The sequence below is a fragment of the Propioniciclava sinopodophylli genome (genome assembly GCF_004324755.1).
GTDB lineage: Bacteria > Actinomycetota > Actinomycetes > Propionibacteriales > Propionibacteriaceae > Propioniciclava > Propioniciclava sinopodophylli.
In genome coordinates, this window is the sequence record NZ_SDMQ01000017.1 from 37,595 (window position 1) to 60,301 (window position 22,707).

Annotated in this window: 20 protein-coding genes; 11 read left to right on the forward strand and 9 right to left on the reverse strand. The window is 71.1% G+C overall.

Going from position 1 to position 22,707, the window contains the following annotated elements; translation table 11 throughout:
- Entirely contained in the window at positions 1-1,842 is a 1,842-nt protein-coding gene (locus tag ET989_RS13395; protein WP_131169825.1) for a GTPase domain-containing protein, read from the forward strand.
- Positions 1,832-3,436, forward strand: a complete 1,605-nt coding sequence (locus ET989_RS13400; RefSeq protein ID WP_131169827.1) for a GTPase — start codon at positions 1,832-1,834, stop codon at positions 3,434-3,436. Before ET989_RS13395 ends, ET989_RS13400 begins: the two co-directional genes overlap by 11 nt.
- A 44-nt stretch (positions 3,437-3,480) precedes the next feature.
- On the opposite strand, the gene ET989_RS13405 is transcribed toward ET989_RS13400, so the two are convergent.
- Positions 3,481-4,032: a YceI family protein gene (locus tag ET989_RS13405; protein WP_131169830.1), complete on the reverse strand. Its 552-nt coding sequence runs from the start codon at positions 4,030-4,032 to the stop codon at positions 3,481-3,483.
- A 145-nt stretch (positions 4,033-4,177) separates the two neighbouring features.
- Here ET989_RS13405 and ET989_RS13410 point away from each other — a divergent pair, with 145 nt between their 5' ends.
- Complete coding sequence (locus ET989_RS13410) at positions 4,178-4,681, forward strand: single-stranded DNA-binding protein (RefSeq protein WP_165490180.1); 504 nt, start codon at positions 4,178-4,180, stop codon at positions 4,679-4,681.
- 64 nt (positions 4,682-4,745) lie between these two features.
- Complete coding sequence (locus tag ET989_RS13415; RefSeq protein ID WP_131169834.1) at positions 4,746-5,747, forward strand: type IV toxin-antitoxin system AbiEi family antitoxin domain-containing protein; 1,002 nt, start codon at positions 4,746-4,748, stop codon at positions 5,745-5,747.
- A 51-nt stretch (positions 5,748-5,798) separates the two neighbouring features.
- On the opposite strand, the gene ettA is transcribed toward ET989_RS13415, so the two are convergent.
- Positions 5,799-7,481 carry an energy-dependent translational throttle protein EttA gene (ettA, locus tag ET989_RS13420; RefSeq protein WP_131169836.1) on the reverse strand — a complete coding sequence of 561 codons (1,683 nt, stop codon included), beginning with the start codon at positions 7,479-7,481 and terminating at the stop codon, positions 5,799-5,801.
- Positions 7,482-7,561: 80 nt separating this feature from the next.
- Here ettA and ET989_RS13425 point away from each other — a divergent pair, with 80 nt between their 5' ends.
- Positions 7,562-8,320, forward strand: a complete 759-nt coding sequence (locus ET989_RS13425) for a DsbA family protein (protein WP_131169838.1) — start codon at positions 7,562-7,564, stop codon at positions 8,318-8,320.
- Positions 8,320-9,159, forward strand: coding sequence for a cytochrome c biogenesis CcdA family protein (locus ET989_RS13430; RefSeq protein ID WP_131169840.1), 840 nt, complete (start codon positions 8,320-8,322; stop codon positions 9,157-9,159). Before ET989_RS13425 ends, ET989_RS13430 begins: the two co-directional genes overlap by 1 nt.
- Before the next feature lie 2 nt (positions 9,160-9,161).
- Here ET989_RS13430 and ET989_RS13435 read toward each other — a convergent pair whose 3' ends face one another.
- Genes ET989_RS13435 through ET989_RS13445 form a run of 3 tightly spaced genes read right to left on the reverse strand, consistent with a single transcriptional unit; the run spans position 9,162 to position 12,990 of the window.
- Positions 9,162-9,713: an NUDIX hydrolase gene (locus ET989_RS13435; protein WP_131169842.1), complete on the reverse strand. Its 552-nt coding sequence runs from the start codon at positions 9,711-9,713 to the stop codon at positions 9,162-9,164.
- Positions 9,710-12,481, reverse strand: coding sequence for an FAD-binding and (Fe-S)-binding domain-containing protein (locus ET989_RS13440; RefSeq protein WP_131169863.1), 2,772 nt, complete (start codon positions 12,479-12,481; stop codon positions 9,710-9,712). The genes ET989_RS13435 and ET989_RS13440 overlap by 4 nt, the downstream gene beginning before the upstream one ends.
- A gap of 53 nt (positions 12,482-12,534) precedes the next feature.
- Positions 12,535-12,990 (reverse strand): MarR family winged helix-turn-helix transcriptional regulator, encoded by a 456-nt coding sequence (locus tag ET989_RS13445; protein WP_131169845.1) that lies wholly within the window; start codon positions 12,988-12,990, stop codon positions 12,535-12,537.
- A gap of 101 nt (positions 12,991-13,091) precedes the next feature.
- Between ET989_RS13445 and ET989_RS13450 the strand changes: the two genes are divergently transcribed.
- Genes ET989_RS13450 through ET989_RS13460 form a run of 3 tightly spaced genes read left to right on the forward strand, consistent with a single transcriptional unit; the run spans position 13,092 to position 16,609 of the window.
- A complete protein-coding gene (locus ET989_RS13450) occupies positions 13,092-14,906 on the forward strand; it encodes an AMP-dependent synthetase/ligase (protein WP_131169847.1) in 1,815 nt (604 codons plus the stop codon).
- Positions 14,907-15,785 (forward strand): acyl-CoA thioesterase, encoded by an 879-nt coding sequence (locus ET989_RS13455; RefSeq protein WP_131169849.1) that lies wholly within the window; start codon positions 14,907-14,909, stop codon positions 15,783-15,785.
- A 29-nt stretch (positions 15,786-15,814) separates the two neighbouring features.
- Entirely contained in the window at positions 15,815-16,609 is a 795-nt protein-coding gene (locus tag ET989_RS13460) for a shikimate dehydrogenase family protein (protein ID WP_165490181.1), read from the forward strand.
- Here the strand turns inward: ET989_RS13460 and ET989_RS13465 are convergent.
- The 3 genes from ET989_RS13465 to gndA form a co-directional block, all read right to left on the reverse strand.
- Entirely contained in the window at positions 16,606-17,340 is a 735-nt protein-coding gene (locus ET989_RS13465; RefSeq protein ID WP_131169853.1) for a DsbA family oxidoreductase, read from the reverse strand. The two genes, ET989_RS13460 and ET989_RS13465, sit on opposite strands and share 4 nt — an antisense overlap.
- 16 nt (positions 17,341-17,356) lie before the next feature.
- Complete coding sequence (locus tag ET989_RS13470; RefSeq protein WP_165490182.1) at positions 17,357-18,091, reverse strand: DUF4328 domain-containing protein; 735 nt, start codon at positions 18,089-18,091, stop codon at positions 17,357-17,359.
- A 64-nt stretch (positions 18,092-18,155) separates the two neighbouring features.
- Positions 18,156-19,604: an NADP-dependent phosphogluconate dehydrogenase gene (gene gndA / locus ET989_RS13475; RefSeq protein ID WP_131169857.1), complete on the reverse strand. Its 1,449-nt coding sequence runs from the start codon at positions 19,602-19,604 to the stop codon at positions 18,156-18,158.
- A 151-nt stretch (positions 19,605-19,755) separates the two neighbouring features.
- Here gndA and uxaC point away from each other — a divergent pair, with 151 nt between their 5' ends.
- A complete protein-coding gene (gene uxaC, locus ET989_RS13480) occupies positions 19,756-21,174 on the forward strand; it encodes a glucuronate isomerase (RefSeq protein ID WP_131169858.1) in 1,419 nt (472 codons plus the stop codon).
- Positions 21,175-21,290: 116 nt separating this feature from the next.
- Complete coding sequence (locus tag ET989_RS13485; RefSeq protein ID WP_131169859.1) at positions 21,291-22,295, forward strand: LacI family DNA-binding transcriptional regulator; 1,005 nt, start codon at positions 21,291-21,293, stop codon at positions 22,293-22,295.
- Here the strand turns inward: ET989_RS13485 and ET989_RS13490 are convergent.
- Positions 22,292-22,707, reverse strand: a 416-nt coding sequence (locus tag ET989_RS13490) for a transposase (protein WP_165490183.1), incomplete at its 5' end; no start/stop codon positions are given. The genes ET989_RS13485 and ET989_RS13490 overlap by 4 nt on opposite strands.

Below are 22,707 nucleotides of genomic sequence, written 5' to 3' on the forward strand. Positions count from 1 at the left end.
ATGAGCACAGAGGCACTGACCGAGGCGTTGACAGAACTGAGGGACGCCCTGGCCTCGGTCCGGCTGCCGCTCGCGCTGCCGGACAGCGAGGCGGCCGGTAAGAGCGCCCGCGACATGGTCACCCAGCTGGACGACTACATCCTGCCGCGGCTGGCCACGCTGGACGCCCCGCTGTTGACCGTGATCGGCGGCTCGACCGGCGCCGGCAAGTCCACCCTGGTGAACTCGCTGGTCGGACGCGTCGTGTCGCGCCCGGGCGTCATCCGGCCCACGACCAAGTCGCCGGTGCTGGTGCACCACCCAGACGACCTCGACTTCTTCCAGTCCGACCGCATCCTGCCCGGGCTGGGCCGCTCGTTCGACCAGGCGCACGACACGAGCACGCTGCAGCTGGTCGCCGAGCCGTCCCTGCCCCACGGCCTCGCGCTGCTGGACGCCCCGGACATCGACTCGGTCGTGGCCGAGAACCGCGCGCTGGCCGCCCAGCTGTTGGCGGCCGCCGACCTGTGGCTGTTCGTCACCTCCGCGGCGCGCTACGCGGACGCCGTGCCGTGGGAGTACCTGCGCGCCGCCGCCGACCGCGCCGCCGCCGTCGCCGTCGTGCTCGACCGCGTCCCGCCCGCCGCGATGGGCGAGGTCCCGCCGCACCTGGGCCGCCTGATGACCGAGCGCGGTCTGGCCAACTCGCCGCTGTTCGCCGTGCCCGAGACGAGCGTGGACTCCCAGGGCCTCCTACCGGACGCCGCCGTCTCGCCCATCCGCTCCTGGCTGGCCACGCTGGCCGCCGACCAGGCCAGCCGGCAGGCCGTCGTGCTCCAGACCCTCGACGGGGCCATCGGCTCGCTGGTGGCCCGCTCGCCCGAGGTCGCCGGCGCGGTCGATGGCCAGGTCGAGGCGCTGGCCCAGCTGCGCACCGACGCCGAGAAGAGCTACGCCGAGGCCGTCCGCACCATCGGCGTCCAGACCGCCGACGGCACGCTGCTGCGGGGCGAGGTGCTCGCCCGCTGGCAGGACTTCGTGGGCACCGGCGAGTTCATGCGCGCCGTCGAACAGAAGATCGGCTGGCTGCGCGACAAGATCTGGTCGACCCTCAAGGGCGAGCCTCCGCAGGCCAACGAGGTCAAGCTCGCCGTCGAGTCGGGCTTGGAGGCCCTCGTCCGCGAGGAGGGCGACGCCGCCGCCGAGCGCGCCGAGGCCTCGTGGGCGGCCAACGCGGCCGGACGCCAGGTGCTGCAGTCCGCCCGTGAGGACCTCTCCCACAGCTCGCCCGACTTCCCGGGTGCGGTGTCGCGGGCCATCCGCGACTGGCAGGGCGACGTGCTCGACATCGTCTCCGAGGTGGGCCAGTCCAAGCGCAACACCGCCCGCTACCTCGCCCTCGGCGTCAACGGCCTCGGCGTCGCGCTCATGGTCGTCGTGTTCAGCCAGACCGGCGGCATCACCGGCGCCGAGGTCGGCGTCGCCGGCGGCACCGCCCTGCTGGCCCAGCGCCTGCTCGAGGCCGTCTTCGGCGAGGACGCCGTCCGCCGCCTCGCCAAGCAGGCCAAGGACCGCCTCGACGAGCGCGTCGAGGCCCTCATGGCCGACGAGCTCAACCGCTTCCTGCGCGCGCTGGCCGCCACGGGTGCGGACGCGGCCATCGCAGACGCCGTGCGCACGGCGTCCGACGCGCTCGCCGAGCACCGGAGCGGCGACCCCGTCCTGGGTCGCGTCGAGCGCGCCGAGCTGGACCCGGCCCGCCGCTCGCTGCCCGCCGCCGAACAGCCCGCGCTGACCGGCGAGGTGCTCGAGCCGCGCGACGAGTCCGAGGGCTACCGCGTGGAGGTGCGCGATGGCGCGTGACCTGAAGCCCAGCATCGCGATGCGCCTCAAGAGCCTCGACGAGGCCATCGACCTGGCCCGCGGCCGGGCGTCCGATGAGGTCGTTGAAGCGGCCGACGCCGTCGTCGACCGCGCGGGGCACCGCCTGTCCATCGCCGGCGAGCACACGGTCGTCGCCCTGGCCGGGGCCACCGGCTCGGGCAAGTCGTCCACGTTCAACGCGATCTCCGGCACCAAGCTGGCGCGCACCGGCGTCACCCGCCCGACCACCAGCGAGGCCATGTCGGTCTCGTGGGGCACCGAACAGCCCGTCGAGTTGCTCGACTGGCTGGACGTCCAGCGCCGCCACCTCGTGGCGTCCGGGGAGTCCGCCTTCCAGGACCTGGTGCTGCTCGACCTGCCCGACCACGACTCGACCGAGGTCGGCCACCGGCTCACCGTCGACCGGCTCGTCGAGCTCGTCGACATGCTGGTCTGGGTCGTCGACCCGCAGAAGTACGCCGACGGCGCGTTGCACGACGGGTACCTCAAGCCGCTGGCCGACCACGCCGAGGTGATGGTCGTCGTCCTCAACCAGGTCGACCGCCTCGACGCCACCCAGCGCGCGGACGCCCTGGCCGACCTGCGTCGCCTGCTCGACGCCGAGGGGCTCACCCGCACCAAGGTGATGGCCATGTCGGCCCTGACGGGGGAGGGCGTGGCCGAACTGCGCGCCCTGCTCGAGGAGGTCGCCAAGGCCAAGGCCATGAAGACCCAACGTTTCACCGCGGACGTCCTGCGCCACGCCGGTCTGCTGGCCGCCGAGCTCGGCACCAGCCCGGTGCCCCGCCTCGGCGGCGACGTCATCGACCGCCTCAACGAGACCATGGCCGAGGCCGCCGCCGTGCCGGTCGTGACGGACGGGGTCCTCAAGGCGTGGCGGCACCGCGGCACGATCGCGACCGGTTGGCCGATGGTCAGTTGGCTCAAGCGGCTCAAGCCCGACCCGCTACGCAAGCTCCGCGTCGGACTCTCGCCGCGGGAGCTGAGCCCCACCGACGTCAGCCGCACGTCGCTGCCGAAGGCGACGTCGGTGCAGAAGGCGCGTTTGGACGCCGCCCTGCGCGGCCTGCTGGACGCCGCGACCGACGGCGTCCCGCGGGGGTGGGCCGACCAGATCCGGCGGGTCGGTCGCGGCAACGAGAAGCTGCTCGCCGACCGCCTCGACCAGGCGGTAGCGACCACCGACCTGCGCATGGACCGAGGCCATGGCTGGTGGGTGCTCGTCACGATCCTGCAGTGGATCCTGTTCCTCGCGCTCATCGTCGGCGCGGTCTGGCTCGCGCTGCCGCTGGTCTTCGCGCTGCTGCAGATGCCGATCGACCTGCCGGTCATCGCGTGGCAGGGCTGGCCGGTGCAGACGGTGCTCGTGGCCGGCGGCATCGCCGGGGGCGTGGTGCTCGCGCTGCTGAGCCGCGTGTTCGTCGAGGCGGGTGCGCAGGTCAAGGCGCGCCAGGCCCGCAAGGAACTCACCGACGCGATCTCCGAGGTGACCGCCGTCGAGGTCGTCCAGCCGATCCAGGCCGAGCTCGACCGGCTCACCGCGGCCCGCGAGGCCGCCAAGCGCGCCGCCTAGGGTCCCTGAGGTGCGAGCGCAGCGAGCCTCGAAGGGCCGCTGCTTCAGGGCCCGCCGTCCGCCTGCTTGATCGCCGAGACCTCGAACTCGAGCTTGATCGCGTCGCTGACCAGCACGCCGCCGGTCTCGAGCACGGCGTTCCAGGTGAGCCCGAAGTCGGAGCGGCTGACGGTCGCCGACCCGGTGAAGCCGATGCGCTCGTTGCCGAACGGGTCCTTGGCCCCGCCCTCGTACTCGAACGCCACCTTCACCGGACGAGTGGCGTCGCGGATCGTGAGGTCGCCGTCCGCCTCCACGTGGGTCTCGTCGAGCACGCGGAAGTCCGTCCCGACGAAGGTGACCGCGGGGAAGCGCGACGCGTCGAAGAAGTCGGGGCTGCGCAGGTGCCCGTCGCGATTGGCGTCGCGTGAGTTGACGCTGCTGACCTTGACGCTGACCAGAAGCGCGGAGTGCTGCGGTGTGGCGCCATCGATGAGGGCCCACCCGTGGAACGACTCGAACGTGCCCCGCACCTTCGCGATGCCGGCGTGACGTGCGACGAAGGCGATGCTGCTGTGCGCGGGGTCGAGGTGGTACAGGCCGGCGAGTTCGGTCATGGGCAGCACGTGGGGTCCCTTTCTGTCCACAGGCGGGTTCGAGCGCGTGAGCGGGTTTTCCACAGGCGCCGGAATCGACTGCACCACGGTAAGTCTTTCCGCCCATTGTCTCGTTCACCAACGCACTCAGAGGAAAGGGAGTCTCATGGAAGCGGACATCGTCATCGAGGGCAACGTCGGCCAGGCGGTCGAGTGGCGCGAGCACCCCGTCTACGGCGGGCGGGCGACCTTCAGCGTCGCCGTCACCCCCGGCTACCGGCGGGGGGAGGATTGGGTCGACCTGAACACGATGTGGTTCCGGGTCACGTGCTGGCGGCAGATGGCAGTCCACGTCCGCGACAGTGTCGGCAAGGGGGACGCGGTCGTGGTCAAGGGGAAGCTGCGCCTCGACAAGTGGGTCGACGACCACGGCACCGAGCGACAGGAGTTCTCCATCAAGGCCGACTGGGTCGGTCACAGCCTCAAGCGTGGGAAGGCCGCCTTCGAGCGGACGCGTTCGCGCCCCGAGCCCGAGGAGCCCAGCTACCTGACCGACGCCGAGTCGGCGCGGCTGGCTGCGATCGAGGCCCAGTACATCGCCCTGGGCTCCGGTGAGGTGGTGGACGCCGATGGCGTGGTCCACGAGGCCCCGGAACCGGCCGCGCTCTGAGGCATCGTGAAGCGGTTCCTCCCTCGCAACGCGGATCGAATCAGCGTTACGAGGGAGGAACCGCGTGACCAAGGCCCACCACAGGGATTGGGGTGTCATGGAAGCACTTCTGATGCTGGTGAAGGAGCAGGGGTTCGTCACCACGCGTCAGGCCGCTGCGCTCGGGGCATCGGCCAACACCTTGAGCAGGCTCGTCGCGGGCGGGCAGCTCGTGCGACCGATCAGCTGTGTGCACCTCCCCGCAGCTGCATGGGGAGCGCTCACGCCGGAACGGAAACACGCGCTCCTGGTAAAGGGAGTCCTGGCCGATCATCCGGGCTGGGTCGCCAGTCACCACAGTGCACTGGCCCTGAGCGGAGTGCCGCTGTGGGACGTACCGTTCGGCACCGTGCACGTGGCTGGGCAGCAGCGCAACAGCGTCCGGCGATCCTCAGTCCACCTGCACGTGCTGCGCCCTGGTGACCCGGTGGGGGAGGCGAGCGGCAACCGTGTGATCACCCCCGGCCTCGCCACGCTGCAGGTGGCCGCCCGCTTCGGCGTCACCGCAGGAGTCGTGGCAGCGGACGCCTGCCTGGCAGCAGGCCTGACGTCGTCGACGACCCTCCGCCGACTCGCAATGTCGGATCGCTGGCGCTACGGCGTGGCGGCCGTGCGGCTAGTGGTCGCCCTCGCCGACGGGCGAGCCGAGTCCGCGATGGAGAGCGTGCTGCGCTCCCACCTCAGCGATGCCGGCTGGGGACTGGAACCGCAAGCCAACCTCGGGGGTCCCGGCGCCGGGTACCGCGCCGACCTGCTGGTGGAGGGGCGTGTCGTCGTGGAGTACGACGGCGAGGAGAAGTACGCGGGTCCCGAGGGCCATCAGGCACTTCTGGCCGAGAAGGCGCGCGAGGATCACCTCCGGGCAGAGGGGTACGGCTTTGTCCGAATCACCAAGGCTCGCATCGGACGTCCGGCAGCTGTGCGTCGCTTGGTCGCCCGAGCACTGGCCGATCGCGGCGCTCACAAAGCGATTCCTCCCTCGCAACGCGGATCGAATCAGCGTTACGAGGGAGGAACCGCTGTGTGAGGCCCAGTCAGCGGACGCACGTGATGCGCAGGCGCTGCTGAGAGCGATGAATCAGTCGCGCTTGAGGCGGCGGTGCTTGGAGGCGTGCGGGCGGGCGGCCTCGGCGCCGAGACGGGCGACCTTGTTCTGCTCGTAGTCGGCGAAGTTGCCCTCGAACCAGAACCACCTGGCCTGGTTCTCGTCGTCGCCCTCCCAGGCCAGGATGTGGGTCGCGACCCGGTCGAGGAACCAGCGATCGTGGGAGATCACGACGGCGCAGCCGGGGAACTCCAGCAGCGCGTCCTCCAGCGACTGGAGCGTCTCGACGTCCAGGTCGTTGGTCGGCTCGTCCAGCAGCAGCACGTTGCCGCCCTGCTTCAGCGTCAGCGCCAGGTTGAGGCGGTTGCGCTCACCGCCGGACAGGACGCCGGCGAGCTTCTGCTGGTCGGGGCCCTTGAAGCCGAACGAGGCGACGTAGGCGCGCGAGGGCATCTCGAAGTTGGCGACCTTGATGTGGTCCAGGCCGTCAGAGACGACCTCCCACACGTTCTTCTTCGGGTCGATGCCGGAGCGGTTCTGGTCGACGTAGCTGAACGAGACCGTCTTGCCGACCTTCAGCTCGCCCGAGTCGGGCTCTTCGGCGCCGGTCACCATCTTGAACAGCGTGGTCTTGCCGACGCCGTTGGGGCCGATGATGCCGACGATGCCGGCGCGGGGGAGCGTGAAGGACAGGTCGTCGATCAGGACGCGGTCGCCGAACCCCTTGGTGAGGTTGGACGCCTCGAGCACGTCCGAGCCCAGGCGGGGGCCGGGCGGGATGTTGATCTCGGCCGGGTCGATCGCGCGGTTCTTCTCGGCCTCGGACGCCAGTTCCTCGTACCGGGCCAGGCGGGCGCGGTTCTTGGCCTGGCGGGCCTTCGGGTTGGCGCGCACCCACTCCAGCTCGCGCTCCAGGATCTTGGCGCGCTTGGCGTCCTTCTTGCCCTCGATCTGCAGGCGGGAGCGCTTGGTCTCCAGGTAGGTGGAGTAGTTGCCCTCGTAGGGGTGCAGCTTGCCGCGGTCGATCTCGCAGATCCACTCGGCGACGTTGTCGAGGAAGTACCGGTCGTGGGTGACGGCCAGGACGGCGCCCGGGTAGTTCTTGAGGTGGCCCTCCAGCCAGTTGACGCTCTCGGCGTCCAGGTGGTTGGTGGGCTCATCGAGCAGGAGCAGGTCGGGCTGGGCGAGCAGGAGCTTCACCATGGCGACGCGGCGGCGCTCACCACCCGACAGCACGTCGACGGGGGTGTCGCCGGGCGGGCACTGGAGGGCGTCCATCGCCTGCTCGAGCTGGGACTCCAGGTCCCACGCGTTGAGGTGGTCGAGTTCCTCCTGAAGGGTGCCCATCTCGGCCATCAGGGAGTCGAAGTCGGCGTCCGGCTCGGCCATCTCCATGCCGATCGCGTTGAAGCGCTCGACCTTGGCCAGCGTGTCGGCCACGGCCTCCTGCACGTTCTCCATGACCGTCTTGTCCTCGGTCAGCGGGGGCTCCTGCAGCAGGATGCCGACGGTCTTGCCCTTGCCGAGCATCGCGTCGCCGTTGTTGGGCTTCTCGAGCCCGGCCATGATCTTGAGCAGGGTCGACTTGCCGGCGCCGTTGGGGCCGACGACGCCGATCTTGGCGCCCTCGTAGAACGACAGCGTGACGTTGTCGAGGATGAGCTTCTCGCCCAACGACTTGCGCACGTTGTGCATGGTGAACACGAACTCGGGCATGAACCGTCCTTGTGAGGTCTGGTGGGAGGAGATCGGCACCCAGTATAGGGACGGCCCGCGCACCGACTACGGTGAAGCCCATGTCGAGCGTCGCGTCAGTCCCCACGAACCAGCCGGCCCCCAGCAGCCGCCCGGGTGGCCGCTGGATCGCGGCTTGGGTGCTGAGCCTCGCGCTGGCGTTCCTGCTGGGCATGCAGGTGCGTCCGGTCACCCCGGTGGACGCCGCGGCCCCGGCTCCCCAGCCGGCCACGGCGTCCGCCACGCCCGAGGTGAACCCGGAGCTGGAACGCTTCCTGCTCGACCTGCCGCGTCGCGATGCGGCGGACGCCCTCGCGATGGGGTCGGTCGACGCCAAGGTCGTCATGACCAACTGGTCCGACTACCGCTGCCCCTTCTGCGCCGTGTGGCACCAGCGGACGCTCCCGGCCCTGCAGAAGTACGTGGACGACGGGTCGCTGCGCATCGAGTTCCGCGACCTGGCGATGTTCGGCGAGCAGTCGGAGGACACCGCTGTCGCCGCCCGCGCCGCCGGGCAGCAGGGCAAGTTCTGGGAGTTCCAGGCGGCCGTCTTCGCCGCCGCTCCGCCCAGCGGCCACCCCGACATCACGTCCGACAAGATCCTCGAGTTCGCCCGCACGGCCGGCGTCGCCGACCTGGCCGCCTTCGAGGCGGGGCTCGCCGACGACTCGCTGCGCGCCGCGGTGGCCGCCGACTCCGCCGAGGCCCACCAACTGGGCATCTCCGGCACACCGTTCTTCGTCATCGGCGGACAGGCGCTCAGCGGCGCCCAGCCGACGGAAGTGTTCGAGTCGGTGATCGCCCAGGAGCTCGCGCGCTGATGCCCGACATCGGCTACCTCGGTGCCCTGCTGGGCGGCGTGGCCACGATCGTGAGCCCCTGCTCGGTGATGCTCCTGCCAGCCTTTTTCGCCTACGCGTTCGGAACCAGGGCCACCCTGCTGGGTCGAACCGGCCTGTTCTACCTCGGGCTCCTCACCACGCTGGTGCCGCTGGGCGCGGCCGCCGGCAGCTTCGGCGCGCTGTTCAACGCGTTCCGCTCCACCGTCATCGTCGTGGCCGCACTCGTCATCATCGCCTTCGGGGTCGTGCAGGCCCTCGGCATCACGGTGCCGCTGCCGGCCTCGGCCCGCCCGGGCGCCGACCCGACCAGCGCCATCTCGGTCTACGCGCTCGGCACCGTCTACGGCATCGCGGGCACGTGCGCCGGACCGATCCTGGGGTCGGTGCTGACCGTGGCCGCCCTCGGACAGGACGCTGTTCGCGGCGGCCTGCTCCTGGCCATCTTCGCGGTCGGGATGGTGGTGCCGCTGGTCGCCCTGGCCCTGGCCTGGGACGCCCTCGACCTGGGCCGCCGCCCTTGGCTCAGGCCGCGCCCGGTCCAGCTCGGCCCGATCCACACGACCGTGGGCAACGTCGTCTCCGGTGCGCTGTTCGTCGGGCTCGGCGTCCTCTTCTGGGCCACCGAGGGGCTCTCGTCGGTGGGCGGCGTGCTCGGCGCGGCCGAGCAACAAGACCTGGAGTCGCGCATCCTCGCCTCCGACGGCGGCGGGTGGAGCGACATTGCCGTCGTCGTGGTGCTGTTTGCGGTGGCCGGCGCCCTGGTGTGGGCGGCCGACCGGTTCAGCCGGCGTTCCGGCGCAGGGCGAGCCAGCCGATGAGCTCACCGCTCCAGTGTCAGCCTGACAAGGCCGGATTGCACCAGTTCGCGGACCTCGTCGAACACGTCGGCCGGCAAGCCGTCGACCGGCCACCACCGCACGTCGTGGGACTCGTCCGAGACCACCAGCTCCGCTCCCGGGCGCGCCCGGCCCACGAACCGCACGTCGTAGTGCCGGGTCGGCTCGGTGTAGCCGCGGCAGGTGATCGGGTGGCAGTCGAGCGTGACGGGGGACGGGTCGAGGTCGACCTCCAGCCCCAGCTCCTCGCGCACCTCGCGGCGGGCGGCGTCGGCCAGCGTCGCGTCCGCAGGCTCCAGGTGGCCGCCGGGGGCCAGCCAGGCGCCCACGATGCCGTGCAGCACCAGGCCGACGTGGGCCAGGTCGTGGCTGAACACCATCGCGGAAGCCGTGAGGTGCCCCGGCGAGCACGACCGTGCGGTGGCGTCCGGGCGGGCGGCGAGGAAGCCGAGGTACGCCTGCGCCAACGCGGCCTGGCTGGGGGAGGGGGCGTCCCACCCCGCCAGCGCGCGGATGGCGTCGGCGTGCAGGCTCATCGGTGGACCGTGTGGGCGGCGACGAGCTCGGCGAAGGTCAGGGCCTGGCGGTCCTGCAGATCCTGCAACTGGGTGCGGCAGGAGAATCCGTCGGCCAGCACGATGGCGTTAGGCCCGGCGGCGTCCAAGGCCGGACCGAGGTGGGTCTCGAACACCTTCACCGAGAAGTCGTAGTGGCCGTCGATCATGCCGTGGTTGCCGGCAAGCCCACAACACCCCTGCACGCGGACGAGGTGCGCGCCCGAGGAGGCGAGCAGACGCTGCTCGGCGGCCCAGCCCATCACGGACGCCTCGTGGCAGTGCGGCTGGGCGACGACGGTGTGGCCGGTCAGGTCGGGCATGGTGAAGTCCGGGTCCTCGGCGAGGAACTCGGCCAGCGTACGCACCGAGCCGGCGACCTCGGCGACCCGGGGGTCGCCGTGCAGCAGCTCCAGCGCGTCCGACCGCCACACCGCCAGGCACGACGGCTCGGTGCCGACGATGCGGACGCCGCGGGCCGCGTACGGGTGCAGCACGTCGGTGGCGTTGCGGAGCTCCTTCACCGCACCGTCGAGCTGGCCGGTGGTGATCCAGGTCAGGCCGCAGCAGGCCTTGCGCTCCAGGAGGCGGGGCGTCCAGCCGTTGGCGATGAGCAGGCCGGCCATCGCCGCGACGTGGGTGCCCTCGAAGGCGTCGGAGAAGGAGTCGACCCAGAGCACGACCTCGCCCTTGGCGGTGGGGGAGGCGCCGGACAGGGCGCGGCGCCCCTCGAGCTCGGCCCGGGCGGACGCCCGGTTCGAGCCCAGCGCGAACCGCGGCATGCCGCGGTGCTGGTCGATGCCGGCCACGGCCTTGAGCACGTTGTTCAGCACGGGCGTCTGCATGACGACGTTCATCAGCCTCGGCAGCACGGGGTTGGACGACACCAGCCGCCCCCACATCGGGAGCAGGCCCATCGTGTAGTGGTCGCGGGGCCGCAGCCGGCGCTTGTACGCCTCGTACTGGACGCGTGACTTGTAGGCGGCCATGTCGGTGCCGGTCGGGCAGTCGCGCGAGCAGCCCTTGCAGGACAGGCACAGGTCGAGGGCGTCGTGCACCTCGACCGAGCGCCAGCCGTCGGTGACGAGCGTGCCGTTGACCATCTCCTGCAGGATGCGGGCGCGGCCGCGCGTGGAATCCTTCTCCTCGCGGGTCGCCTGCCAGCTGGGGCACATGACGCCGCCGCCGGTCGAGGCCACGCACTTGCCGACGCCAGTGCAGCGGTGGACGTCGTCGACGAACTGCCGGTGCGTGCGGAACAGCGGCGAGCGGCGGACGCCGGGGGCGCGCAGGTCGGCGTCCAGCGGGGCGGGGTCGACGAGGACGCCCGGGTTGAGCAGGTCCTCGGGGTCGAAGATCTGCTTGACCGCGGCGAACAGGGCCATGGCTTCGGGGGAGTACATCCGGCCGAGCAGTTCGGAGCGGGCCCGGCCGTCGCCGTGCTCGCCCGACATCGAGCCGCCGTAGGACGCCGCGAGGTCGGCCGCCTCCTCCACGAAGGCCCGATAGCGGGCGGCTCCGTCGCCCACCTGGGTGAGCGGGAAGTCGATGCGGCAGTGGACGCAGCCGTCGCCGAAGTGCCCGTACGGCAGCCCCTCCAGGTCGTGCTTGCGCAGCAGGGCGTCGAGGTCGCGCAGGTAGTCGCCGAGGCGCTCGGGCGGGACGGCCGAGTCCTCCCAGCCGGCGTAGGCCGGACGCGACAGGCTGACGCCGGCCAGCCCGGCCCCGTCGGCGCGGATCTTCCACAGGGCGGCGGCGACGATCAGGTCGTCGACGACCTCGCCGTCGAGGCAGCCGGACGCCGCGAGCAGCCTGCGGGCACGCTCGGCCAGGGCGTCGGCGTCTGTGTCGACGAGCTCGACGAAGATCCAGCCGTCACCCTCGGGCAGGCGCGGCACGGCGTCCACGCCGAGGGTGCGGGCGACGACGTCGACGATGCGGCGGTCCATGCCCTCCACGGCGGTCGGGGAGAAGGGCAGGATTGCTGGCATCGCGTCCGCCGCGTCCGCCATCGTGGGGTAGCCCAGGGCGAGCATCACCTTGTGGGGGGCGTCTGCGACGAGACGCACGGTGGCGCGCGTGATCACGGCCAATGTGCCCTCGCTGCCGGCCAGGAACTTGGCCACGTCGAAGCCGCGCTCGGGCAGCAGCCACTCCAGCGAGTAGCCGGACACCTGCCGGGAGAACGTGCCGAACTGCGTGCGGATGATGCCCAGGTTGGCCTGGACGAGCTCGTGCAGCGCCCGCAGGGTGGGCGAGTCGGACGCCGTGAGGTCGACCCGCGAGTCGAGCGTGAGGCGCTCGCCGGTGCCCGTGATGACGTCGAGGGCGACGACGTTGTCGGACGAGCGGCCGTAACCCAGGGCGCGGGGGCCGCACGCGTTGTTGCCGATCATCCCGCCGATGGTGCAGCGGGTGAAGGTGGAGGGGTCGGGCCCGAAGCGCAGGCCGACCTGCTGGGCCGCGCGGGAGAGCACGTCCTGCACGACCCCCGGGTCGACCACCGCGGTGCGCTCCGCCGCGTCGATGGAGTGGATGGTGGTGAGGTGTCGTGCCACGTCCACCACGACGCCCGGCCCGACCGCGTTGCCGGCGCACGATGTGCCGGCGCCGCGGGTCGTGAGGGGTAACCGGGACGCGCGCGCAGCGTCCACGACGGCGGAGAGTTCGGCGGCGTCGCGCGGGTGGGCTACGCCCTGCGGCACGACGCGGTACAGGGATGCGTCGGTGGAGTAGAGGGCCCGGGTCATCGTGGTCTCGTCCAGACCCGGGATGGTGTCGGCGACGACGGTGCTCACCCGGGTCAGTGTGCCACCTCGGTGACGGCCGTCATCGCCCGTCCCAGCGCCCTGAAGTCGTCGGGGTCGACCACGTCGACCAGCACCTCGCGCACGGACGCCACGTGGGCCGGGGCGGCGGACTCGAGCAGGGCGAAACCCTCGTCGGTGAGGGCCGCGATGACGCCGCGCCGGTCGTCGGAGCACGGCATGCGGTTGAGCAAGCCCTTTTTCTCCATGCGGGCGACCGTGTGGGTCAGCCGGGAGCGGGACTGGCGTGCGGCCTCGGCGAGGTCGCTCATCCGCATGCGCCGCTCGTCGGCCTCCGACAGGCGGACGAGGATCTCGTACTCGCCCAGGTCGAGGCCGTAGGGGCGGAGGACGGTGTCGAGGTGCGCGTCGATCCGCGCCGCTCCATCGAGGTAGACACGCCACACCTTCTGTTGCTCGCTGTCCAGCCAGCGCGGGGATGTGGCGTCCATAACGCCAGCATAGTCCGATTTGACGGTTCAATCGCCGCCCTCTGGCCCCTACACTGACCCGGAAACAGGTGGGCGCCGGGCCGCGCCTGGGGAGGAACACGATGACCGACATCCAGACCGTGCTGGAAAACCGGCCACCGACTGTTGGCGCGATGTTCAACGGCCGCGTCGCGGCGACGCCGAACAACGAGGCCATGCGGTACCCCGACGCGTCCGACAACTGGGTGTCGTTGACGTGGGCGCAGATGCGCGAGGTCGTGTGGGAGATCGGTGCCGGCCTGCTGGCGATCGGCATGCAGCCCGAGGAGCGCGTCGCGCTGGCGTCCAACACCCGCTACGAGTGGGTGCTGCTCGACCTGGCTATCAACTGCGCCGGCGGCGCCACCACGACCGTCTACCCGAACACCCAGGGACCCGAGTTCGCGCACATCATCACGCACTCGGACTCGAAGTACTTCGTCGCCGAGAACGTCGAGCAGCTGGAGAAGCTGCGCCAGCTCGTGCCGGGCGACCAGATCCGCGAGGTGATCCTGCTCGACGGCACCGCCGAGGGCACCATCAGCAAGGAGGGCCTGCGCGAGAAGGGCCGCGCCCTGCTGGCCGAGAACCCGTCCGCGATGGACGACGCGGTCGCCAACACCGGCCCGGGCACCCTGGCCACCCTGATCTACACCTCCGGCACCACGGGCATGCCCAAGGGCGTCGAGCTGCTGCACAGCAACTGGACGTACGAGGGCGTCGCGATCGACTGCATGAACATCATCGGTGCCGACTCGCTGCAGTACTTCTGGCTGCCGCTGAGTCACGTGTTCGGCAAGGCCGTCATGATGATCCAGCTGCAGGTCGGCTTCGCGTCCGTCGTCGACGGTCGCCTCGACCGCATCGTGCCGGGCCTGGGCGCCACCAGCCCGTCGTTCATGTGCGGCGCGCCGCGCATCTTCGAGAAGGTCCGCAACGCGGTGAAGGCCAACTCGGCCGGCGGTGTGAAGGGCCAGATCGCCCGCTGGGCGTTCCACGTGGGCCGCCAGTCCAACGAGTACCGCGTGAAGGGCGAGAAGATGCCCGCCGCGCTCGGCCTGCAGTACAAGGTGGCCGACAAGCTTGTCTTCTCCAAGCTGAAGGACCGGCTCGGCGGCAACATCGAGTTCCTGATCTCGGGCGCCGCCAAACTGAGCTCGCAGGTGCAGGAGTGGTTCTACTCCGCCGGCATCGTGATCGTGGAGGGCTACGGCGCGACCGAGACCTCCGCCGTCGCGTGCGTGAACCACCCGGCCACCCCGCGCTTCGGCACGGTCGGCCCGGCCCTGCCCGGCACCGAGCTGCGCATCGCCGAGGATGGCGAGGTGCTCATCAAGGGCCCCGGGATCATGCGCGGCTATCACAAGGACCCCGAGCAGACCGCCGAGGTGCTCGTCGACGGCTGGTACCACACCGGTGACATCGGTGAGCTGGACGACGACGGCTACCTCAAGATCACCGATCGCAAGAAGGACCTGATGAAGACCTCGGGCGGCAAGTTCGTCGCGCCGCAGAAGGTCGAGGGCGCCATGGCCGCCAACATCCCCTACGTGTCGCAGGCGATTGCGGTGGGCGACGGCAGGAAGTACGTCTCCGCGCTGTTCACCATCGACCCGGGCGCCATGGAGAGCTGGGCCCAGCGCCACGGCAAGGAGGGCCTGAGCTACGCCGAGCTGACGCAGCTGCCCGAGTTCCGTGCCTCCATCGACCGGTTCCTGGCCCGCGCCAACGCGAAGTTGGAGCGCTGGGAGACGGTCAAGCGCTACGCCGTCCTGGACCACGAGCTCACGGTCGAGGGGGGCGGCGTGACTGCCAACATGAAGCTGCGCCGCAGCGCCGTCGCCAAGCGGTACGCCGACTTGGTCGACTCCCTGTACGACGCGGAGGACGAGGACTGAGTGGGGCCCCACCGGGTTCGTGTGCCCCTGCGCTGGGTCGACCTCGACGCCCAGGGGCACGCGAACAACGCAGCGCTCGTGGACTACCTCCAGGAGGCGCGCGTCGACTGGCTCCTGACGGGGCCGAACGCCCACCTGCTGGGCAACGGCATCATCGTCGTCGGCCACCAGGTCGAGTACACGGGGCCGATCTTCTTCACGCCCGAACCCCTTGACGTGGAGTTGCACGTGGGCGACGTGGGTGCGGCTCGGTTCAGCGTGGGGTACCGCGTCCACCAGGGCGGCCAGTTGGTCGCCCGGGCGCGGACGGTCCTGTGCAACTACGACTTCACCACCGGACGCCCCACGCGGCTGACTGACGAGGAGCGGGCGTGGTTCGAGGCCCGTTCGGTCGCGCTGGAGCCCCTGCGTGAGGTGCCCGCCCACGCGGTGGGACCCCACCACCACACGCATGCGTTCCAGGTGCGCTGGTCGGACCTGGACGCCTACGGGCACGCGAACAACACGCGCTTCTTCGACTACGTCGCCGAGGCCCGGATCGCGTTCAAGAACCTGCTGATGGACAACTCCATCCGCTCCAACCCGCACGACGAGGTCGAGCACGCGTGGATGGTCGCGCGGCAGGACCTGCGCTACATCGGCCAGGTGACGCACCGCCTCGAGCCCTACGAGGTGCGCACCGGCGTGGCCGCGATCGGGCGCACGTCCATGACGCTGGGCGCTGAGGTGGTCGACCCGCTCACCGAGCAGGTGATGTCGCGCTCGACGACGATCCTCGTCCACGGTGACGCGACGGGGCGACCGCAGCCCCTCCCGGACGCCCTGCACCGGGCCGCGGACGTGTGGCCCACGACCCCGACGCGACGGCCGCTCCTGTGACACCAGCCCCCACCACCCATCGCTGCGCCGTGCTGGGCCGGCCCATCGAGCACTCCCTGAGCCCGCTGATCCACACCACCGCCTACGCGGTACTGGGCATCGCGGACGACTGGTCCTACGGGCGCCACGAGGTCGACGAGGCCGGGCTGGCCGGCTTCGTCGCCGGCTGCGGCCCCGAATGGGTGGGGCTGTCGTGCACCGCGCCGCTCAAGCAGGCGGTGCTCGACCTCGGGAGGCCCACGGAGCGGGCCCGGCTGCTGGCGTCCGGCAACACGTTCCTGTTCAACGACGGCGACCCTTGGGTGGAGAACACCGACGTCACGGGCCTGGTCGGCGCATTCGCGCGCGCGGGCGTCACGTCGGCGTCCACCGCGCTGCTGCTGGGCAACGGCGCGACCGCGCGCTCGGCGCTGGCGGCGCTGGCCGAGATGGGGGTGACGGACGCCCTGGTGCTGTGCCGGTCGCGCGAGCGCGCCGAGGCATCGCTGGGCAGCCTGGGGGAGCACCTGGGCGTCGGGCTGGAATACGGGCCGTGGGGCACGGTGCCGGACGCCGACGCGACCGACGTGCTCGTCTCGACGGTGTCGACGCCCCTGCCGCCCGAGGTGGCCGCGGGGCTGGTGTCGATGACCCGCGCGTGCTTCGAGGCGACCTACAACCACTACCCGACCGAGCTGGACCGGGCCGCGCGCGCGGCCGGGGTCGTGCAGCTGTCGGGCATCGATCTGCTGGTGGGCCAGGCTGTCGACCAGGTCCGGCTCATGACGGGCCGAGCGTGCCCGCCCGGGCCGCTGCTGGAGGTCGCCTACGCCGCCCTCGATTAGGCGCAGCCGTCGGGGCCGCAGGCCGGGCCGGTGGCGTCCTGCCTCAGGCCGGGAATCGTCAGAGTCTTGAAGGCCGGCTCGGGGTGGACCTCGTCCCAGACCTGAGCCAGCGCCTGGGTGAACACCTCCAGCGGCTGGGCTCCCGAGATGCCGTACTTCTCGTGCAGGACGAAGAAGGGCACCCCGCTGATGCCGAGCTTGCGGGCCGCGTCCACGTCGGCGGCGACGCGGGCCTCGAACCCCTCGTCGTCGAGGGCGGTTCGGGCGGCGCCGGCGTCCAGACCGGCCTCGGTGGCCAGGCGGACCAGCACGTCGGCGTCCGAGACGGACTCGCCGTCGGTGAAGTGGGCCCGGAACAGGCCGAGCTTGAGGTCGTGCGCCAGCCGGCCGGTCGGGTCGGCCTGCTGGGCGGCGTGCAGCAGGCGGTGGGCCTTGCGCGAGTTCGCGACCTGGAGGGTGTCGAAGTCCATCGTGAGGCCCTCGGAGGCGGCCGCCGCGGACACGTGGCCGAACATCTCCTTGACCGACGCCTCGGGGAGGCCCTTGCGCTGGGCCAGGTACTGGGTCTCGGTGCCGTCGTAGGCGTCCGGCAGCGTCGGGTCGAGCTGGAAGCTGTGCAGCGTGACCTCGACGCCGTCGCGGTGCTCGAAGGCGGCCAGCGCGCGGTCGAACCGGGTCAGGCCGATGTAGCACCACGGGCAGGCGATGTCGGACCAGATGTCGATCTTCATGGCCACCCCAACGCGGTCAGGACGGGTCCTGTTCCCGCTTGCCACCGGTCTGCCGGGTGAGCTTGCCGACCATGCGCCAGGCGAGGGGGGTGGCCGCCGTGAGAGCGAGGGACCCGACGGCCGCTACCGAGGGCCCCATGACCGGGGAGGACACCGACAGCACGCCGCCGAGGCCGACCACGAGGCCTCCGGTGAGCCACAGACCCCACCACACGGGCAGCCAGCCGGGCCGGCGTCCGGTCGTGAGGCGGAACAGGTCGGCCACGTTGCCGTACGGCAGCCACCACAGCGCCACCGGGACGAGCCAGGAGCCGGCGTGCCAGCCGGGCGAGCGGCGGGTGGTACCGGGTGGGAACGAGTGGGCGAGGCGGTACTGCCACAGCATCCAGAACAGGCCGGCGACGAGCAGCAGGCCGGATGCCGCGCCCGTCAGGGCGAGGGCCACGTCCTCGGTGAGCCACTCCGGGGGCTCGGCACCGCGCCAGGCCCGGGCGCCCCACGCCAGCGGCATCCCCACGCCGGCGAGCGCGACGAACACCTGGGTCGAGATGGCCAGCGGCCCCAGCCGGGGTGCCACGGGGGCGGGCCAGCCGGAGGTCGGCGGGCCCTGGGGCTCGGGCTCGTGCGGCGGGGCTGGTTCGTCGGGGACGGTGGCGTTGGTCCACATCGTCCCGTCCCACCAGCGCTGGACGGGCGCGCCGTCGGGCGACGGGTACCACCCGGCGGGTGCTTGCTGCGGGGCTTGGGTCACGCGATTCCACCTCCGGACACCAGTGTGCCCCGGGCGCAAGGCTCGGGGCACACGCAGGTGTCGGTCAGTGGGCGTCCACGGCCTCGGACTCGGTGCGGTCACCGCTCCAGTTGGTGTGGAACGTGCCCTCCTTGTCGATGCGGCGGTAGGTGTGCGACCCGAAGAAGTCGCGCAGGCCCTGCGTCATGGCCGCGTTCGTGCGCTCGGCGCGGACGAGGTCGTAGTAGGAGAGGGCGGACGCGAAGCCCGGGATCGGCACGCCGGCCTCGGTGGCCTTCGCCACGACGCGGCGCCACGAGGTGTTGGCGTCCGACAGGCCCTGGGCGATCGAGGGCGCCTCGAGCAGGGTCTCCAGGTTGCCGGCCGCGTACTCGTTGGAGATGCGGTCGAGCAGCTTGGCACGGATGATGCAGCCGGCGCGCCAGATGCGGGCGCAGGCGGCGACGTCGATGTCCCAGCCATACTCCTGGCCGGCGACCTTGATCAGGTGCAGCCCCTGGGCGTACGCGATGACCTTCGCGCTCCACAGCGCCTGGCGGACGTCCTCGATGAACGCCTCCTTGTCGTCGACCTGGACCGTGCCGTCGGGGCCGGAGAGGGCACCCTGGGCGGCCTTGCGGAGGTCGGCCGCGCTGGAGGCGGCACGCGCGAACACGGACTCGGCGATGGCCGCGGCCGGGACGCCGAGGTTCAGCGCCTCCTGGACCGTCCACGTGCCGGTGCCCTTCATGCCGGCGGCGTCGTGGATGACGTCGATCAGCGGCTTGCCGGTCTCGGCGTCCACCTGGCGGAGCACCTCGGAGGTGATCTCGATCAGGTAGGAGTCGAGGTCGCCGGTGTTCCACTGGGCGAAGATGTCCGCGGCCTCGGCGGCGGAGACGCCGACGGCCTTGAGCAGGTCGTAGGCCTCGCCGATGAACTGCATGTCGGCGTACTCGATGCCGTTGTGCACCATCTTCACGAAGTGGCCGGCACCGTCGGTGCCGATCCACGTGCAGCAGGGCTCGCCGTCGTAGTGGGCCGACACCTTCTCCAGGATCGGGCCGACGTGCGCGTAGGACTCCTTCGGTCCACCGGGCATCATCGACGGGCCCTTGAGGGCGCCCTCCTCGCCGCCGGAGATGCCGCAGCCGATGAAGTTGAAGCCCTTCTCGGCCATCATCTTCTCCCGGCGGCGGGTGTCCGGGAAGTACGTGTTGCCACCGTCGATGACGATGTCGCCCTGGTCCAGGAACGGGATCAGGGTCTCGATGGTGGCGTCCGTGGCGGGGCCGGCCTTGACCATCATGATGATGCGGCGGGGCTTCTCGAGGGAGTCGACGAACTCCTCCACGCTCTCCGAGCCGACGAACTCGGCCTCGGGGTGGGCCTCCAGCACGGCGGCGGTCTTGGCGTAGGAGCGGTTGAAGATGGCGGTCTTGAATCCCTTGCTCGCGAAGTTGCGGGCCAGGTTGGAGCCCATCACCGCCATGCCGACGACGCCGATCTGGGCCGTCCCAGTCTTCTCGCTCATGTGTGCTGCATCCTTTGCTCGAGGGGTCGATCACGCTCATCTTGCACCAACCCCGCCGAGCCGGCGCCGAATCGGCGCAATGGGATGGCAACGAGCGGCAATGCACGGCAAACGCCTGAAACCTGTGGCGTCCGGGGCCAGAATGGCGCCCATGACAGAGCCGTTGACCCTGAATCCCGATCGGCTGTTCCCGGCCGAGCCGCAAACCCGCGCGGTCGCCCGCAAGCTGTACGACCAGATCAGGGACCTCCCGATCCTGTCACCCCACGGCCACGTCCCCCCGGCCTGGATCGCCGACGACACCCCCTTCCCGGACCCGACGAACCTGCTCCTGACCCCCGACCACTACGTCAACCGGATCATGCACGGCCAGGGCGTCGACCTGGCCGACCTCGGCGTCCCCATGGGCCGCACCGACTTCACTCCCGAGCAGGCGCGCAACGCCTGGCGGATCTTCTGTCGGCACTGGCACCTGTACCGCGGCACCCCGATGAAGTTCTGGATGGAGGCCGAGCTGGTCGACATCTTCGGCGTCACCGTGCGCCCGTCGGAGGAGACCGCCGACCAGATCTACGACCAGATCGCCGAGAAGCTCGCCCAGCCCGACTACAGGCCGCGCGCGCTGATGGACCGCTTCGACATCCAGTTCATCGCCACCACCGACGACCCGCTGGACGACCTTGAGCACCACGCGAAGATCCGTGACGACGCCTCGTTCACGCGCACGGTCGCCCCGACCTACCGCCCCGACAAGTACCTCGAGCCGGCCCGCGACGACTGGAACGGCCTCATGGACGCGCTGGCCGAGAAGACCGGCGTCGACACCGGCACGTTCGCCGGCTGGGTGGAGGCCATGGAGGACCGCCGCGCGTTCTTCAAGTCGATGGGGTCCACCTCGACCGACCACAGCCACGCCGACCTCGGTGCCGAGCCGCTTCAGGACGCCGAGGCCGTCTACGCCAGGGCCCGCCGCGGCGAGGCGTCGGTCGAGGAGTGCACCGCCCTGCGCAAGGCGTTCATGTTCGAGCAGGCGCGCATGGCGTCCGAGGACGGCCTCGTGATGACCGTCCACCCCGCCGTCGTCCGCAACCACCACCAGGGCACGTTCGAGAAGTACGGCGCGGACGTCGGCGGCGACATCCCGATGCAGATCGAGGTCGTCCGCACGCTGCAGCCGATGCTGAACGCGTTCGGCACCAACCCGAACTTCCGCATCATCCTGTTCGGCATGGACGAGACCGTCTACAGCCGCGAGGTCGGCCCGCTCGCCGGGTTCTACCCGTCGGTCTACGTCGGCCCGCCGTGGTGGTTCATCGATGCCCCGGACGCCATCAAGCGCTGGCGCAAGTCCGTCACCGAGTACGGCACGTTCTACAAGACGTGCGGCTTCATCGACGACACCCGCGCGTTCATGTCGATCCCGGCCCGCCACGACGTCGCCCGCCGTTGCGATGTGTCGCACCTGGCCGAACTCGTCGTCGAGGGGCGCCTGGAGCTGGACGAGGCCGAGCAGACCGCGTTCGACCTGACCTCCACGCTCCCGCGCAAGGCGTTCAACATCCCGTCCTGACGGCGTCCGGACGCCTCGACTCCTGCCCCCGGCCGGCGAAAGTCACCCTTCGCGGGCCGGGGGCGGAAGTTCTCGAAGTTGGTCGCACGAAGTTGCCAGCTTGCTAGGGTTCCCCCATGGTCAATGAGCCGGGCACGGGGTCGGATGCCACGATCTACGACGTCGCACGTGTCGCGGGCGTCAGCCCGTCCACGGTGTCCCGGGCCTTCTCCCGCCCCGGCCGCGTGAGCGCCCAGACCGCCGACAAGATCCGCGAGGTCGCCGAGCAACTCGGCTACCGCAGCCGCGAGGTCGCCCGCACCGCCGCCAAGAGCACCACGAAGGTGCTGGGCCTGGCCGTGGCCGACATCACCAACCCGTTCAACTTCCGCGTCATCCGCGGCTGTCAGGCCGCCGCCGCCGAGGCCGGCTTCGTCGTCACCCTCAACGACGCACAGGAGTCGGAGTCGCTGGAGCGCGAAATGCTGCGCCGCTCCCTGCCCCTGCTCGACGGCCTCATCGTCGCCAGCTCACGGCTGTCCGACACCGAACTGCGCACCGTCGCCAAGACGCTGCCCACCGTCGTCCTCAACCGCCGCGTCGCCGGCCTGCACTGCATCGTGCCCGACATGGGCCACGGCGTCCGCAAGGCCGCCGAACTCCTGCTGGCGCTGGGCCACCGCAACATCACCTACCTGGCCGGGCCCGAGGCGTCCTGGGCCGATGGCATGCGCTGGCGCGCCATGCGCGACACCGCGAAGGACCTGGGCTTCACCGAGCACCGCGTGGGACCCTTCGCGCCGACCCTGCAGGGCGGACGCGGTGCGGCTGAGGTCATCGCCGCGCGCCGGCTCAAGGCGGTCATCTGCTTCAACGACCTGATGGCCATCGGTCTCATGCAGGGGCTGGCCGAGCGCGGAATCAAAGTGCCCGAGCACGTGAGCGTGATCGGCTTCGACAACATCTTCGCCTCGGCGCTCATCACGCCGGGCCTCACCACTGTCGCGGCGCCATTGACCATGCTTGGCGACTCCGCCGTCCGCTACATCGTCGCGTCCCTGACCGGCCACAAGGCCGCCGAGGCCGCCCCGCTGTCCGTGCCCGTGCGCCTCATCGTGCGCGACAGCACGGGCCCCGCCTAGGGCGTGTCTCGTAACCGTTGGAGCCATCTGATGATCGCGTTCAGGACCGCGGCCCCGCGGTAGACGATGCCGAGTTTGTCGTAGCGGGTGGCGAACCCGCGCCATTGCTTGCCGTGGTTGAACGAGCGTTCGACGTGGTTGCGGTTCTTGTAGTCGACCGGGTCGAAGGCGGGAGGTCTGCCTCCGCTGCTGCCGCGGCGTTTCCGGTTCGCGATCTGGTCGGCCGGTTCAGGGATGGTGGTGGTGATCCCTCGCGAGCGCAGCAGCGAGCGGTGCCCGCGGGCGGAGTAGGCCTTGTCGCCCCGCAACCGGTCCGGGGTGGTGCGGGGCCGGCCCGGTCCGATCCGGGGCACCGACAGGTGGTCCAGCAGGACCGGCAGCATCGGCGAGTCACCGGACTGGCCGGCTGACA